Source organism: Virgibacillus senegalensis (genome assembly GCF_000821245.2).
GTDB lineage: Bacteria > Bacillota > Bacilli > Bacillales > Amphibacillaceae > Sediminibacillus > Sediminibacillus senegalensis.
The window spans coordinates 1,146,126-1,162,429 of record NZ_LN611425.1; the positions used below are offsets into that span (position 1 = coordinate 1,146,126).

Consider the following 16,304-nt stretch of genomic DNA (forward strand, 5'->3'; position numbering starts at 1 on the left):
ATTTTTAACCTACCATAATCAAAGTAGAATGTCTCCTACGAATTTTCCCTCTTCCAAAATTGCCGTGCAAGCCAGTCATATGACAAACTGCCATCCACTTCATGTCCGCCACTATGGAAGTGATGCTGCAATGCTTCCGGGCTGCCGCTTTGCAGATAAATTTTCTCCATTTGCTTGATAGCAGTTTTGGCACTTTCCGATGGAAATAAAGGATCTTTTTCCCCTGTTTCAATAAATAGTGGACGTGGGGAAATCAATCCCAGCAGACCAGGCAACTCTGATAGTTGCAGGATGCCAGGAAGATAGTTGTCCAGGCAGTGTGGAATTTCCAGGATGCTGTCCCTAAACTGGCTAGGATATCCCGCTAGAACCACCGCTTTGGCTCTTTCATCTAATATAGCCGTAAATCCAGCGACAGCAGCGCCCCCGGAAAATCCAAAAATACCAAATCCGAGAGGAAGAACGTCCTCAAAGGAGGAAAATACATCTATTAATCTGCCAGTCTCCCAAACTCTGGCACCAAGAAGTGTCCTTCCTTCCATTAAAAATAACTTTGCTAACTGTTCGCATGATTTATCTCTTCCCGCCTCTGCATCCGCTTGGAAAATCCGCTCTCCTATCCCCAACAATGCCGGTGCAAATACTTTGCAGCCGCGTTTGACCAGTTGCAAAGCATAGTCAGACTGAGCGTTAGAACGAAGATTCCTCGTTCCCTTTTTTGTAAGCCCGATTATTTGTTTCGGTCCATATCCATGGCCATGAAGAGCAAGGACTGAAGGATGAGCCGCTTTGCCATTTAAAGGGGTTAGCACGTAGAAAGGAACCTCAAGCTGGTTGCCTAATTGCACGTGATACCGCTCCTGCCGATAATCCTCAAATTCCCTTACGGTCTCTTTTACAGGTTCTGAAGCCGGTTTATCCCAATCCGGAAATTCTCCCAGCAAAGCTTCCAACTTCTGCTTTAACTGGTACCGATGGCTTTCGTACTGTTCAAGTGTCCGTTTATGGCCAGCCGCTTGCTTGTATTGTTCATAAAAAAACTGTTCCAGTGTTTTTTCCATACTCCATCACCAACTTCCTGTTCCGTCTGTTTTACCGTACTAAAAATCCGATTCACTGTTAACAATGAATCGGATTGAGCGAGCTTGTTTTCACTTAAAAAGGTTATTTTAGTTCATCCATCGATACGCTATCCATATCGGTGAACGTGTAATTTTCTCCTGCCATTGCCCAAATAAACGTATAATTATCCGTTCCTACTCCGGAATGGATGGACCAAGGTGGAGAAAAGACGACTTGTTCATTTTTCATGACGATATGCCTGGTTTCATCTGGACGTCCCATAAAGTGAATGACTCGGGAATCCTCATCCATATCAAAGTATAAGTAAGCCTCCATACGCCGGTCATGTACGTGTGGCGGCATTGTGTTCCACATATTGTTGGGAGCAAGGAGTGTCATTCCCATCATTAACTGGCAGCTTTGTATTCCACCAGCATGGATATATTGATAGATTGTCCGCTTATTGGACTGGCTGTCTGATCCCAAATGATTCGGGGTCGCTTCTTCAATGGCAATTTTTTTGGTCGGATATTGTTTATGTGCGGTAGCAGAAACGATATAAAACCTGGCAGGTGTATCTCCGTCCTTGCTGGCAAAAGAAACATTTTCATGTCCCATCCCCACATATAGACAATCTCGTTTATTTAGTTCATGTTTTTCCCCGTCTACTGTCACTACACCAGTGCCATCGGCAATATTGATAATCCCTACTTCTCGTCTTTCCAGAAAATATTCCGTCTTCAGCAAATCTCCGGCTTCAAGCTTTAGTTCATTGTTTACCGGAACTGCTCCACCAGTAATAAGACGGTCATAATGAGAATAAACGAGATTCAGTTCTCCGGTTTCAAACAGATTTTCCACCAAAAATTCCTTGCGAATCCGTTCTGTATCATACTGTTTAACATCTGTTGGATTAGTCGTGTATCTGATTTCCATTTCCTTTTCCCCTTTCCGGTTAAGAGCTCATCCATCCGCCATCAACACATAGCACATGACCATTAACATAATTGGACGCATCTGAAGCAAGAAAAACAACCGCACCTTTTAAGTCTTCTGGAGATCCCCATCTGCCTTGCGGAATTCTGGACGTTATAAATGCATTACGGTCACGGTTTTCTCTAATTGGTGCTGTGTTATCGGTAGCCATATAACCAGGCGCGATAGCGTTTACATTAATTCCCTTGCTGGACCATTCATTAGCAAAAGACTTGGTCAATCCCGCCACGGCGTGTTTACTCGCAGTATATGCAGGCACCTTCAACCCACCTTGGAAGGATAGCATGGAAGCAACATTGATGATTTTGCCCGATCCATTCTCAAGCATATGTTTTCCGATTTCCCTGCTCAGTTGAAAGACTGCATGCTGATTGACATCGATCACCTTATACCAGTCTTCATCGCTGAACTCCTCCAAGTCAGATCGTCGGATAATCCCTGCATTGTTTACCAGGATATCAATTTTCCCTGCAAGTTCTATTGCTTCATTGGCAAGTGCAACAGCTGCCCCTCGTTGGGATAAATCCTGGATAATTTCATAAAAATTGCCTCCGGCTGCTTCCACTTTTGCTTTTGTGTCACCTAAATCGCTAGTACCTGTCCCTATTACTTTGGCTCCGGCTTCAGCGAGACCGATAGCCATTCCCTGCCCGAGACCCCTGCTGGCACCTGTCACGAGCGCCGTTTTTCCTTTTAACGAGAATAGTTCGACCATACCCATGCTCCTCTCCTATTTCGCATCGTTCTGTTTGTGTTCGTTTTTGTTCGTTATGGTTTGATTTTAGCACGTAGTCGAAAAGATAACAAGGCATTGTTTCAATTTGCCACTGTTCATGACAAATGGGACTAATTCTGATAGAGCATTTGTTTTAACGTGTCTTGCATGCCAGCCGAAAGGATCTGACGAATATAGGCACTGACTGTCTGCGTCAGCAATTCGATTTCATTTAAATCCTCTTCCCAGATAGCACGGTTACCCAAAACAGTAAACACAAATTCCTCCAGACTGATTCTGTCCTGTGAGAATTCTTCCCAACATTCCGTCAGTACTTTGTTGACCAGTTCACTTTCCCTGGTTTGATAGTTTATTCCGTTTCGTTCACCGACAATTCCCTTTTCATTCGTTTCTACTGGACGGAAAAAAACAAGAATAGCCGCAAGGGATAGTGCGATGGCATTGGGGAGCGTGCCATTCTTTTCTGCATATCTGCTAAGGGTTGGGAGCAGCCTGGATTTGAATTTATACACTGCATTCATCCCTATATCCTGTAGATAATGGTGATTATAAGGGTTCAAAAAACGTTCTTTGACTTGCTCTGCATATTCAAATGTTTTCTTTCTGTCCAGGCTTAGGCTATCGATAATCTCCTCAAATCCTCGTTCAATAAAAGTACGAAGTGTTTCATCTTTCATTACTTCCAGTACCGTATTGGCACCTGCCAAATAACCCGTTGAGGCCATCAAAGTATGCGGACCATTCAATAATCGCACCTTCAGCTCCCGATATTGTTCGATATCCCCCCACTTCACCCGTAAACCTGCCTGATCAAGGGGAAACACTTGCTTTATCTCCTCAGGTCCATTTATACAAAATAAGTGATACGGTTCCCCCACTGTTATAAAATCGTCTTCATACCCGAGCCTTTTAGTAAACGCTGTTGAATCTGATTTCGGATATCCGGTGACAATCCGGTCCACCAGTGTGTCATAAAATCGATTGGAAGCCTCAAGCCAGTGTAAAAAATCAGGTGGAAGCTCCCAATCTCTTGCGATCCGTTTCACGATATATTTTAACTTGCCACCATTTTCTTCTACTAACTCACAAGGAAGAATATGCAAACCCGCACGTTCGTCACCCGCAAATTGTTTGTACCGATGATAGAGAAGAGCTGTCAACTTTCCCGGAAAGGATAGCGGGGAGGAGTCCTCCTGATAAGGTTCTTTGATGTAAGTGATACCTGCCTCCGTTGTATTGGAGATAATTAGTTCTAATTCCTTGGAGGCGGCTGTTTCCAACACCTGTTGCCACTGTTCATATGGGTTCAGCCCTCTTGATATAACCGGTATTACTTCTCCTTCATCGACTTTTTTTCCGTCTGCCATACCGCGAAGTATAACGGTATACAACCAATCCTGCTCCTTCAGCTTCGGAAGCACACGTCCATGGGGTGTCGGCTGCACGGCCACAACAGAACCATTGAATATCCCCTGTTTATTCATCTGGTGAATCATCCAATCAACAAACCCACGGAGAAAATTTCCCTCTCCGATCTGTAATACTTTTTCCGGAAGACTACTAACGGACTCCTGGTATGCCACGTTGGCCAGAGTCTCCTTTGGAATATTACGTTTTAATTTGACCACGATAAAAATCATCCCCTATCAAGAGTTGATGTCTATAAAATAACTCCATCTTTGAAAATGGAAATCTCTTTGAAACCAAATTTTTCATTATTCGCCTGTTTAGCGCCGGAAGCAAGATCAACAATGTAATCAAAAAATTCTTCAGTAAGGTCTTCTTTGCTTTTCCCTTCTACCAATTCACCGGCATTAAAGTCTATCCAGTTCTTTTTCTTTTCAGCTAAAGAGGTATTGGTGGAGATTTTAACAGTGGGAACAGGTCCCCCAAACGGTGTCCCGCGACCGGTTGTGAATAACACAATATGTGCTCCAGCTGCAGCAAGCGCAGTCGTAGAAACCAAGTCATTTCCTGGTCCTTGAAGCAAATTCAATCCCCCTGATGTCAATCGTTCCCCATACGGCAAGACATCTACTACTTCACCAAATCCTCCTTTTTGTACATTTCCCAAAGACTTTTCTTCCAGGGTGGTGATTCCACCTTCCTTGTTTCCAGGAGAAGGGTTTTCGTAGACATTCTGTCCATGCCGCAAAAAGTACTCCTTGAAATCATTGATTAAATCAACAATTTTACGGAAGGTCATTTCGTCTTTTGCCCTGTTCATCAAAATCGTTTCAGCTCCAAACATTTCAGGGACTTCCGTTAGGACAGTAGATCCTCCCTGTTGAATCAGCTTATCTGAAAAAGCTCCAAGCAATGGGTTTCCGGTAATACCGGAGAAACCGTCTGATCCACCGCATTTTAGTCCTACCTTCAACTTTGAAACGGATACGGCTTCCCTTTTAAAAGTACGAGCATAGTCAGCTAGCTCGTCGATTAAATCTAAAGAATGCTCTATCTCATCTGTTGTCTCTTGGACACTGATAAACTTGACTCGGTCTTCATCATACTCGCCAATCACTTTTTTGAATTCAGCAATATAGTTGTTTTCACATCCCAGGCCCATAACAAGTACTCCTGCAGCATTTGGATGATGCACCAAACAGCTGAGGATTTTTTGAGTATTATGCAAATCATCACCAAGCTGCGAACAGCCAAATAAATGCGAAAAATGAAAAACTCCGTCAATCTGTTCATCCTTGTGTTGTTCATTAGCCATTTTCGCTACGACTTCAGCTGTTTTATTAATGCAGCCGACGGTATTGATAATCCAGATCTCATTCCGGATGCCTACATCACCGTTTTTTCTTACATAACCTTGGAAAGTCCGCTCTGATTCTCCTTGACTGGTGACTTTATCTGTCGTTGGCTGGTATTCATATTCCAGGGTCCCTTCCAGGTTAGTTTCTACGTTATGTGTATGCACCCAATCACCGATATCGATAGGTGACGATGCCTTTCCAATTGGATAACCAAATTTGACAACGTTTTCACTTATGGCGATTGGTTTCCTGGCTATTTTGTGGCCTGCTTTGACCTCATGATTAACAATGACTTCTTTTCCTTCCACTGTAATCGAATCCCCTGGATTAAAATCCTGAAGGGCTATTATCACATTATCCCGCTCATGAATAACGATGGTCGACTCACTCATGTTTAACCTCCTGAAAAAATAGATTTGAAAAACAATAACAACGTTGTTATTATTATAGGGTGCAAAGAATATTCTGTCAACGGAAGCTGACAACGTTGTCATCGGCATCTTGCCATTATATACTGGTTACAAACTATCCAGAAAACGGAGGAAGACCTATGGGCGTCACGATTAAAGATATAGCAAAATCGGCGGGAGTCAGTTATTCAACCGTCTCCAAAGCATTGAGGGACAGTCCCCTGGTAAAAGAACCGACTAAAAAACGCATTACGGAATTGGCAAAACAATTAGGGTATCAGCCCAATGTTGCTGCTCGAAGTCTGGTATCCAAAAAATCCTTTACCATCGGCGTCGTTTGGCCCACTATCGAACGGGCAGCCCACGCCGCACTAATTACAAAACTGAACCAGAAACTTGAACAGTTATCGTATACGACACTGATTTCCATAAACGAACTAGAAGATGCCGTAAAGACCTTCAATAGATATCAAGTCGATGCCATTCTCGCCTTTGAAGAAGGTACCGGTCAATCAAGTGTGGAAGCTTTGGTTCCTATGGTCACCTATGGCATTGCAAGTAGAGACTCAACAAATGCTGTCATTGATGCCAACCGGCGTAAAGCCATCAAAGCCGCAGTGGAACATTTGATAGATACAGGCCATCGCCATATTGAGTATGTAGGGGCAATGCTGGAAAGCGACCGGTTGCAGGCCGACAAAGTCAAAGGATTCCAAGAAGCAGTTTCTGAAGCTAAACCGCTTATAAAAGCACAGTTGAATCAAGTATCTGGGTTGGAGCAATATGACGGCTATGCTGCTGCTAAAAAAATTCTGCAACAGCCTGACCTGCCCACTGCAATTGTCAGTGGAAGTCACGATCTGAGCAAAGGAGTGATACGCGCTTTCCATGAACAAGGATTCAGCATACCGGAAGATGTTTCAATTATAGGTTACGATAATCTGCCTCAAACCGAAGACATGGAAGTTTCCCTTTCCACTGTAGGAGTCCCCCTGGATACGATTGCGGATGAGCTGGCAAAAGCATTGATGGCTGTCATAGAGGACAAACCTTTGGATCCTGCCATCTATCTTGAACCCGAATTAACTTTATCCAGTTCTTGTCGGCCAATATCTTGAACAGTCGAAAGTGGAGGAGATAAAGTGGATGAATTACAGATTTACTTAGCAGGTGATTCTACCGTATGTACTTACGGCAAAGAAAGAGCACCACAGGCTGGCTGGGGGCAGATGTTTCCCCGTTATTTAAAACCGGGAGCGGTGTGCATCAATCATGCTGTCGGTGGAAGAAGCTCAAAAAGCTTTATCAATGAAGGAAGATTGAAAGCCATTGCCAATGAACTAAAACCAGATGATTATTTGCTGATTCAATTCGGCCATAACGACAGCAAGCCGGAACACGAGAGACGCACACATCCGTTTATTACTTATCAAGATTATTTGAAACAGTATATTTCATTTGCAAGGCAGAAACTAGCAAACCCTGTTTTAGTGACTCCAGTCCAAAGACGTTACTTTTCAGAGAATGGCAGAGTGAAAGATACACATGGTGATTATCCGATAGCGGTAAGAAAACTGGCCACCTCTGAATCGGTACCACTCATTGATTTAACCAAGGATACGACTGTCCTTCTCGAAGGACTAGGACCAGAGATATCAAAGAAGCTGTTTATGTGGATCGAACCAGGAGTCTCCCACAGTTATCCATACGGTTTAAAAGACAATACCCACTTTAACGAACAAGGTGCCGATAAAGTAGCAGGATTAGTCTGCGACAAGATAAAAAAATTACAGCTACCTTTGGCTGATTTTCTTGCATAATTATTCCGTCCAGTAAATCAAATTAGGGGTGATACCGTGAGCATCGGGGTTTTAGCACATTTATTTGGAAAACAGCATTGGGATCAATTGGCTAAAAAAGTGGATATCGAGGGTTTTTCTCATGTCCAGCTTGCTTTATGGAAAGCATTTGAATCACCGGATTTCCGGAAACCAGGATATTTAAGTCCCGGCCTTGCCAGGAGCATTAAGGAGGCATTCAAGCGAAGAGGGATTTCTATCTCGGTACTTGCCTGCTACTTACATCTTTTTGAGAGAGACCCAGAAAAGCGACAGGAGAACCTTGATCGGTTTAAAGAACTGATCCGTTATGCACCCCTCTTCGATTGCTATGTTGTCGCCGCAGAAGTGGGGAAGATGCCTGGAGGTTTCACTACCAATGATTGGAAGGTATTATCGGAAAGCTTGGCGATACTTACAGAAGAAGCGGAAAAGCACGGTGTGTTTATCGGGATTGAACCTGCGAACGACCATTTGATTGGTGACGCCGATACACTTGATAACATGCTAGAACAACTCCCTTCCAGTAACATAGGAGCCATACTCGATCCTGGAAACTTGCTGACAGCGGAAAATTTTCATAAACAGGATGACGTCATCGAACAAGCTTTCGAACGGCTGGGTACTAGAATTCTCGCATGCCATGCAAAAGACAGAATCATAAAAGATGGACAGATTATCACCGTCCCCCCTGGCAGTGGGCAGCTGAACTATGATTTCTATTTCCAATTATTGCAACGTTATAAGCCTGAGGCAGATATTATCATGGAAGCTGCCAATACAACCGATCAGCGAAACATTTCTAAAACCTTTCTTGAACAAAAACGAAAAGAAGCAAAAGTCGCTGTTCATCATCCATAAAGTAAACCGGATAGATAGATGGTAATCGTTACCGTAAACATGCTAAAAATGGTAGAAGCAAGGACAATCTGGGCGGCAAGTTCCGGCTCGTTCTTATATTCTTGTGCAATGATGGCGCTATTGACAGAGCTTGGCATCGATGATGACACGAGCAGTGCCTGTGCAAGCAGTCCCTCATATCCAAGACTCCAAATCAAAAGGACGGCTAAGGCTGGCCCCAATGCCAGCCTTACCGCCAGACTGACATAGACAACCATAAGTTTCGGACGGAAGGTTAATTGTGCCACCTGGGCTCCCAAGGTCAACAAAGCCATGCCAATCATAGCACTGCCAATATACTCTCCCGGTTTAAGCAAAAAAACAGGCAGTTTGACTTCCAGCACATTCAATAATATCCCCGCTGTCATCGCGTATATTGCAGGCATGCGTAACAAACCAGTTAACGCCCTGATCCTCCCTTCACTTACTGCTTTCAAAGAAAAAATACCGAAGGAATAAGACAACACATTTTGAAAAGTCATAACGATCACCTGGATGGTTGCTGCTAGCGGATCTTGTTTAAAAGCCAAATCATTGACCGGGACACCATAATTCCCTGAGTTATAAAGGAGTATGCTATTGGTAAACACTCCTTCTAAACTTTTACGGTACCTGCCAATTCTAGCTATTATTTTGACGATCAAATACAGACCTATGATAAACAAAACGAAAAAGCAAAAAACTTCCCAAAGGATTTGAAGAGAAAAATCAGATTCATAGAGATTTATTAAAACAAATCCTGGGCTCAGGAAGTAGATGTTTAGCTTGGCTAATGTATAAAGATCTAATGTGAACAGCTTGTGCAGCCATGTTCCGATGCCTATAAGAATAAAAACCGGAAGGATAATATTTAAAAATATAAATAAGAGTTCCATATACTTATCACCTGTATGTAACATCGTTTTTTGAGTTTATAGGAGATTTTTCAAATCTATTCATTAATAGTCGCTAGTGGTATTAAAAAGCGAAAAGGAATTCAGAATAAAATCGAAGAAAAGCCGAATCGACAGCAAAAAGCATGGCCTGTAGAAGTCACCTTCCATCAGACCATACTTGCATCCTTATGAAACTACCCCTTCAGAGAATTTCGCTTCCTCTAGTTGGTCAAAACATTTCAGTGACAGCCACATATTTATATGAGCAAAAACTGTCAGGCCGAATAATGGGATTAACCCAGGGAAATAAATGAAGAAGTAGTACGATGATAACCCTATAATTAGCATCAAGACAAGATTGGCCGGGTGCAGAAAACCTATGATCAGCGCTTGTTTGATACACCCTCGAATATTCAGGTCATAATGAACAAAAACCGGAAGAATATACAGCAGCAAGATAATAAATATCAGGCCGATCATGGTCATGGCATAATTCATCAAGGAATAAAACACGCCTTCAAACTGTCGGAAAAAATGAAGATCAAAGTACCATACAGATCCTATGCCAGCCAACAACCACACCAACCCGTTGGCCCGGAGAAATTCTTTGCGGTAAACCATCCAAAACGTACGGAAAAGAGGCGCTTCCTCCGTCAGCATTTGTTTTCTTGCTACCGAATACATTGCCGCAGTACTAGGCGCAAGCCCGAAAAACACTCCCCCTAGCAGGGTGAAGCCAACCCATAGTAAATTTAATAAGGCAAAGTGTGTTATCCATTTACAACATGCCATCACGCCATTCAACAATCTTCCCATCTGCATGGTTATCCCTCCCGGTTTGCTCCCTTATCTCTCTTTCCATAATACTAATTGTCAAGTGCTTACTTTTTGTTGATTCAGCAGTTCCTCAATTCGAACAGGCATGTTTTGCTTAGCAGACTTCCATACAGCTTCTCCCAACGTTACGGCATATGATCCATCCTTGCTTCCCGATAAAATGGAATAAGGTCTTTTTGGGTCCTCTCCCAAAAATATATCTTCCTGTATGACCGGGTCACCACCGCCATGTCCGCCTTCCCGCTTCAACACATGGATCGTTTCCTTTGAGCCAAATAAAGGGTAATATTCAATCGTCTGTTCCGGCACGGGAAACGGAACACGGGAAGGGGCATGGAATTCCGTTGTCTCTATCCTTCCCTCTGTACCATTAATGGCCAGTCGGTAACCTTCATAAGGCAAAGAAAAGTTGATCGAATAGCTTAATAGAGCACCTTTATCGTACCTGACTGTCGCCGTATAGGTGTCTTCGATATTAATCGCAGAATCAAACACACACTGATCAGGTCGATAACTGGTATAAGCATCTTTTCTCGCTTCATCTGAATCGATGTGATCATCCTGGACAATCACATTATCGCTTCTGGAATTCCAGCGCATGTAGTACTCACATTCTTGCTTGACATGGCAAGTCTTACAGTGGCGTCCGTCTTCCTTCAAAGGGTTATGCTCCCCTTCCGGTCCATAGTAATTTAGCGCGCCAAAAGCAAAGGCCTCCACGGGCTTTTGATCAAGCCACCAGTTAACTAAATCGAAATGATGGGAACTTTTGTGAATGGAAAGGCCGCCCGAGAATTCACGCTTTCTATTCCAGCGCTGAAAATAACTCGATCCATGATACGTATCAATATACCAATTCAAGTCCACAGAGGTAACACGCCCCACCTTGCCGGCAAGAATCAACTCCTTAATCCGCATATGGTAAGGACTATAGCGATAGTTGAAGGTAACAGTTACTTTTCCTTTGCTTTTCGCTTCGGCGTCCATCACTCTCTTGCTATCAGCTGCCGTGGTCGTCATAGGCTTCTCTGTTATCACATCAATGTCCCGTTCCAATGCTTTCAAAATATACTCCACATGGGTATCATCCCTGCTGGCGACGATGATGACATCCGGCTTGGTTTCGTCCACCATTTTGTCAAACTCTGTTTCCCTGTACTCTGGTACATTTTCTATTGCAGGGAATTCCGCTTTACAAACAGCAAACCGCTTTGAATCCATGTCGAGGAGGGCTGTCAGCTTGCTATTCGCTGCGAAGCTCTCCAACATGGGTTTAATAAACATGCTCATTGCACGTTTACTCACCCCGCACACGGCAAATTTTTTCATCGTTTCCCCTCCATACTCTATTAGACTGATTTATAAATTAGGCAATAGATCTTCCATTTCTATACTAGCCAGAACAAATGCCCCGACTCCATGTAAATCGTTTTCTGTTTTTGGTCGGTTTATATAATGCTGATAGTCACCAACTCCCGTACCAATACATATATCCGGCATGATAAATCGCCCGTTGGAATCAAATTTCATCCGTTGGATTAGACCCCTGTATCCTTTTACTGCATATGGAAGATAACTTTTATCCAGATGTCCTCCATGAATAGCACGTGCGATTGTGTAGATAAACAATGCTGAGCAAGACGTTTCAATCCAATTGCCAGGTTGCTCCGGTTTATCAACTATTTGATACCACAACCCCGTTTCATCATCCTGATATCTGACGAGACTAACAGCCAAATCTCGCAGAGCTGACGCGATTTCCATCCGGGATGCATGACTGTCAGGTAGAAAGTCCAGAATCTCATTAAAGGTAATGCCATACCAGCCAATAGCCCTGCCCCAGAATTCAGGAGATTTTCCAGTTTCCATATCAGCCCATGGTTGTTTCTTACTTTCATCCCAGGCATGGTGATATAGGCCTGTTTTCTGGTCCCTCGTATGTTTTCTCATTAGCCGCTCTTGTTCCAATACCATTTCCAATAGCTCGGGTTCATCAAATTTTTTGCCATAATTCAAGGCAAAAACTCCACCCATGTACAGGCCGTCGAGCCACATTTGATAAGGATAACCGTCTTTATGCCAGAAACCGCCATCTGAGGTCCGATTTAAGGTTGGGAACATATTTCGTAATTTTGCTGCCGCTATCCGATATCGTTGATCATCCGTTTTCTCATCTAGTTCAAATAACAACAGTCCTGCTTGAATGGCATCCAATTCCTTTCGGTTCCACAAAAAATTACCGTTTTCATCAATATTGTAATCTACATAAGCTTTAATATAGCTTTGGAATGCTTCTCCACCTGTACGCTCTTTCAATTGGCGCATGCTCTCCAGAAATACCCCCTGATGGTAATGCCAGCGTCCATCAGGCGGCAGTTCTGATGGTTTATACACATCCATAAGTGATTCGCAGGCAGCCTTTGCCCAGTCCAACGGTGTCTTTAATTGATCATTCGTCCTTGTTCGATTGGTTGTCACCATTCCAAATCTCTCCTTTTTATCCTTATGATTTTAATCCACTTGTACTAATGCCATCGACAATGTAGCGCTGGAAGATAAAGAAAATAACGAAAATAGGCACGATGCTAAGCGTTGACATAGCGAACATAGCTCCCCAGTTTGTCACCGAGTTTGGATCGGAAAACAGCTTTAAAGCCAGGGAGACTGGATATTTTTCCGGGGTAGATAAATAGATCAGCGGTCCCATGAAATCATCCCATCTCCAGTAAAAAGAGAAGATAGCGGAAGTCATCATGGCTGGTACAATCAATGGAACGATAATCCGATAGAAGATTTGGAAACTATTACACCCATCGATTTTCGCCGCTTCATCCAATTCAGTCGGTATTGTACGGATGAACTGCATAATTAAAAAGATGAAAAATGGAATACCGAAGAATGTCGGCAATATCAGCGGTAAATAAGTATCGATCCAGTGAAATTTATTAAACATGATATACTGCGGGATCATGACCATTTCAAATGGCAGCATCATCGTCAACATCATACAGACAAACCAAATATTTTTACCTTTAAATTTGATTCGGGCAAATCCATAGGCAATCAAAGTCGAAGATAAAATACTCCCTATAGTAGCCACTACAGAAATAATGGCCGAATTGATAAAGAACGTATTAAAGGAGATTCCGCCAAAACCTTTCCAGCCAGTAATATAATTCTCAAAATGCCAGCCTTCTGGTATCAGGGAATGGGCGTCGACAAACACACTGGAACTCTCTTTCAAGGAACTGCTGATCATCCATACAAGCGGATAAATCATGATCAGAGTGAAAACAATCATAACGGTATGCTGCACGAGCTTTTTCCATTTTTTATTTTTCATGCCCAAATTCTCCTTTCCTTATTTATTGTCGGATTCATAATGAACCCAATGGGGAGAGCTTTTGAAAATCAGTGCTGTGAAAATAGCAATAATCACAAGCATTACCCAGGCCATGGCAGAAGCATAACCCATGTCAAAGTATTCGAATGCACGCTGGTACATATAAAGAACATATAGCAACGTACTGTTGACCGGTCCGCCATTGGTGACCACGAAACTTGGCGTGAAAGCCATAAACCCTTGAATCACCTGCATGATTGTATTGAACAATATGACGGGTGTGAGTAAAGGAATAGTAATAATGAAAAATTGTTTTACCGGCCCGGCACCATCTACACTGGATGCCTCATAATAAGTTTTGGGTATGTTTCTTAGACCGGCCAGAAATATCAGCATCGACGAACCAAACTGCCAGCCATAAAGCACAATCAAGGTCCATATGGCCGTGTCCGGGTCGCCAAGCCAGGAATGAGTCGGTAAGCCAAGAGCACTTAAAATCGAGTTGACTGCCCCTTCATTTCCGAACAATTGCCGCCACATGATGGAAACGGCAATACTGCCACCAACAACAGAAGGCAAATAAAGAAGTGTCCTGTATAGCCCAACCATCTCCACAATTTTATTCAATGCCAGGGCAACCATAAGTGCAAAAACGAGACGTATCGGAACGGCAATTCCGGCATAAAAAAAGGTTACCTTCATCGATTTCCAGAAGGTGGGATCATTCGTAAACATCCTTACGTAGTTATCGAGTCCGATCCAACTGGGAGTCCCCATCAAGTCATAATCGGTGAATGATAAATACAAGGAATACAGGATTGGAAAAATTGTCAACGTGAAAAATCCCAGCAAAAATGGTGAAATAAACAAATAACCAGTTGCATTATGATTGCCTGACTTCACTTTTCGCCGGGCAGGCTTGAGCGGCTCCATCTGCTTTTTTACGTTGGGTTTGGGAGACACTTCAGTTACGGTTGCTGCGGTTTCTTCTCTTTTCGGTAACATTGCCCTCACCTCTTTTGTAATTAATGTAGAAGAATCAACTTCCTCTCCGTCATACAACAACATTACAAGGGATGTTCTGTAATGATTAAATTAGAAAGATGACCCTGATCACCTCGCTCAGGGCCATCTTTGTTTTTTTATTATCTGCTCAGGATCGATGTTGCTTTCTCTCTAAACTGGGTTGCACCTTCCTCTGGAGACAATTCCCCATACATAACCAGCTCATCTACTTCCTCTAAAGCCGCTAATACTTCAGAAGACTCTGGTGGGAAATTGGAATCGATTGGCGAACTGTTTTCTGTTACCAATTCGATGTAATCGAATACCTTCTTGTCAGTCTCGCTCAATTCATCGGACATTTGGTTACGAATTTCTTCTTTGATCGGTACCCCTCTGTCTGATCCACCGATTTTGTAGACCTCTATATTATTGGTAAAGAAATCGATAAATCTTACAGCTTCTTCCTTGTGTTCGGAGTTTTCACTAACAGACCAAAGCATTGCCGGCTTTAAATACATTCCTTCCGTATTATTAGTACCTGGCAGCAAAGTCATTTCCAAGTTACGATCTCCGGCAGCACTAGTTAAAGCAGTAGCTTGGTTGGACCATCTAAAGTCGAAAGGTGCTTTTCCATGGACAATCAATTCATCTTCAACACCTTTTATTTGCTGGATGGTGTCATAACCAGGTGCTACCCCGTCATCCACCAATTGCTTGTTCATGGTGAAATAATCGGCAAGTAGTTGATCATCATCATAGCCTAAATCTGTTCCATCTTCGTTGAACAACTTTTTGCCCTTCTCGCGCAAATAGTATTCAAAAAGGTTTTTCGGTTCCATCAATCTAGCTCCGAATTCTCCTGTCTCTTCATGTACTTTTCTTGCTGTTTCTACATAGTCTTCCCATGTCCAATTTTCGTCAGGAAGTTCTGCTCCAGCCTCTTCTAACATATCGGTATTATAGAAAGCAGTTAACGCATTGGTTCCAGTCGGGATACCAAGCAATTTACCATCCTTCATTCCTGACTCCATTACCGTGTCACTCACGCCTTCAACATTGATTTCACCACTATCTACAAATTCGGATAAATCTGCAAGAAGACCTTTATCCGCATACTGATTAAGGTATTCACCGAAGTTTTGCTGCATGATATCTGGAAGATTGTTTCCGGCAGCCTGTGCAGCCATCTTCTCGAAATAACCATCAAATCCGGTGAATTCGGCATCAATCTTGATGTCCGGGTTTTCTTCTTCAAATTTCTTGATTATTTCCTGTGTTTGGTCATGACGGCTTTGGGATCCCCACCAAGTCATCCGCAAGGTCACTTGATCGCCGTCGTCTCCTCCCTCATCACTGTTCCCCTCACCGGAAGCTTCATCAGAACCTGAACATGCGGATAACAATAGAATCAAAATTAATGATAAACAAAAACTCCACAACAAATTCCTCTTCATCTTTACATCTCCCCTTTGTTTTGAAAGCGCTTTCTATCACTTAAACCCATCATAAATCAAGCCATCTACAGAAAAAATAAAAT

15 protein-coding genes are annotated in these 16,304 nt (G+C 42.9%); 3 read left to right on the plus strand and 12 right to left on the minus strand.

Annotation, left to right across the window (positions count from 1 at the left end):
* Window positions 1–35 precede the first annotated feature (35 nt).
* From BN1067_RS16575 to BN1067_RS16595, 5 genes are all read right to left on the minus strand, one after another.
* Window positions 36–1,061: an alpha/beta hydrolase family protein gene (locus BN1067_RS16575; RefSeq protein WP_053219936.1), complete on the minus strand. Its 1,026-nt coding sequence runs from the start codon at window positions 1,059–1,061 to the stop codon at window positions 36–38.
* Window positions 1,062–1,164: 103 nt separating this feature from the next.
* Window positions 1,165–1,998 carry a 5-dehydro-4-deoxy-D-glucuronate isomerase gene (kduI, locus tag BN1067_RS16580; RefSeq protein WP_053219937.1) on the minus strand — a complete coding sequence of 278 codons (834 nt, stop codon included), beginning with the start codon at window positions 1,996–1,998 and terminating at the stop codon, window positions 1,165–1,167.
* A 19-nt stretch (window positions 1,999–2,017) separates the two neighbouring features.
* Window positions 2,018–2,773, minus strand: coding sequence for a 2-dehydro-3-deoxy-D-gluconate 5-dehydrogenase KduD (kduD, locus tag BN1067_RS16585; protein ID WP_053219960.1), 756 nt, complete (start codon window positions 2,771–2,773; stop codon window positions 2,018–2,020).
* Window positions 2,774–2,904: 131 nt separating this feature from the next.
* The gene (locus BN1067_RS16590) at window positions 2,905–4,422 is read right to left on the minus strand and encodes a tagaturonate reductase (RefSeq protein ID WP_053219938.1); all 1,518 of its coding nucleotides are present in this window, start codon (window positions 4,420–4,422) and stop codon (window positions 2,905–2,907) included.
* A gap of 32 nt (window positions 4,423–4,454) precedes the next feature.
* Window positions 4,455–5,951 carry a UxaA family hydrolase gene (locus BN1067_RS16595; RefSeq protein WP_053219939.1) on the minus strand — a complete coding sequence of 499 codons (1,497 nt, stop codon included), beginning with the start codon at window positions 5,949–5,951 and terminating at the stop codon, window positions 4,455–4,457.
* A 158-nt stretch (window positions 5,952–6,109) separates the two neighbouring features.
* On the opposite strand from BN1067_RS16595, the gene BN1067_RS16600 reads away from it, so the two are divergent.
* From BN1067_RS16600 to BN1067_RS16610, 3 genes are read left to right on the plus strand one after another with little or no spacing between them, the layout of a single operon-like run.
* On the plus strand, window positions 6,110–7,087 hold the full coding sequence (locus tag BN1067_RS16600) for a LacI family DNA-binding transcriptional regulator (protein WP_053219940.1): 978 nt from the start codon (window positions 6,110–6,112) through the stop codon (window positions 7,085–7,087).
* A 24-nt stretch (window positions 7,088–7,111) separates the two neighbouring features.
* Window positions 7,112–7,789 carry a rhamnogalacturonan acetylesterase gene (locus tag BN1067_RS16605; RefSeq protein ID WP_053219941.1) on the plus strand — a complete coding sequence of 226 codons (678 nt, stop codon included), beginning with the start codon at window positions 7,112–7,114 and terminating at the stop codon, window positions 7,787–7,789.
* 36 nt (window positions 7,790–7,825) lie between these two features.
* Window positions 7,826–8,668: a sugar phosphate isomerase/epimerase family protein gene (locus BN1067_RS16610; protein ID WP_053219942.1), complete on the plus strand. Its 843-nt coding sequence runs from the start codon at window positions 7,826–7,828 to the stop codon at window positions 8,666–8,668.
* Here the strand turns inward: BN1067_RS16610 and BN1067_RS16615 are convergent.
* From BN1067_RS16615 to BN1067_RS16645, 7 genes are all read right to left on the minus strand, one after another.
* Window positions 8,659–9,582, minus strand: coding sequence for an AEC family transporter (locus tag BN1067_RS16615; protein WP_053219943.1), 924 nt, complete (start codon window positions 9,580–9,582; stop codon window positions 8,659–8,661). The genes BN1067_RS16610 and BN1067_RS16615 overlap by 10 nt on opposite strands.
* Window positions 9,583–9,768: 186 nt before the next feature.
* Window positions 9,769–10,404 (minus strand): YesL family protein, encoded by a 636-nt coding sequence (locus BN1067_RS16620; RefSeq protein WP_053219944.1) that lies wholly within the window; start codon window positions 10,402–10,404, stop codon window positions 9,769–9,771.
* 51 nt (window positions 10,405–10,455) lie between these two features.
* Window positions 10,456–11,748, minus strand: coding sequence for a Gfo/Idh/MocA family protein (locus tag BN1067_RS16625; RefSeq protein WP_053219945.1), 1,293 nt, complete (start codon window positions 11,746–11,748; stop codon window positions 10,456–10,458).
* A gap of 30 nt (window positions 11,749–11,778) precedes the next feature.
* Window positions 11,779–12,900, minus strand: coding sequence for a glycoside hydrolase family 88/105 protein (locus BN1067_RS16630; RefSeq protein WP_053219946.1), 1,122 nt, complete (start codon window positions 12,898–12,900; stop codon window positions 11,779–11,781).
* A 22-nt stretch (window positions 12,901–12,922) separates the two neighbouring features.
* Complete coding sequence (locus BN1067_RS16635) at window positions 12,923–13,762, minus strand: carbohydrate ABC transporter permease (RefSeq protein WP_053219947.1); 840 nt, start codon at window positions 13,760–13,762, stop codon at window positions 12,923–12,925.
* A gap of 18 nt (window positions 13,763–13,780) precedes the next feature.
* Window positions 13,781–14,695, minus strand: a complete 915-nt coding sequence (locus BN1067_RS16640; RefSeq protein WP_053219961.1) for a carbohydrate ABC transporter permease — start codon at window positions 14,693–14,695, stop codon at window positions 13,781–13,783.
* A gap of 212 nt (window positions 14,696–14,907) precedes the next feature.
* Entirely contained in the window at window positions 14,908–16,221 is a 1,314-nt protein-coding gene (locus BN1067_RS16645; protein WP_053219948.1) for an ABC transporter substrate-binding protein, read from the minus strand.
* Between the last annotated feature and the right edge of the window lie 83 nt (window positions 16,222–16,304).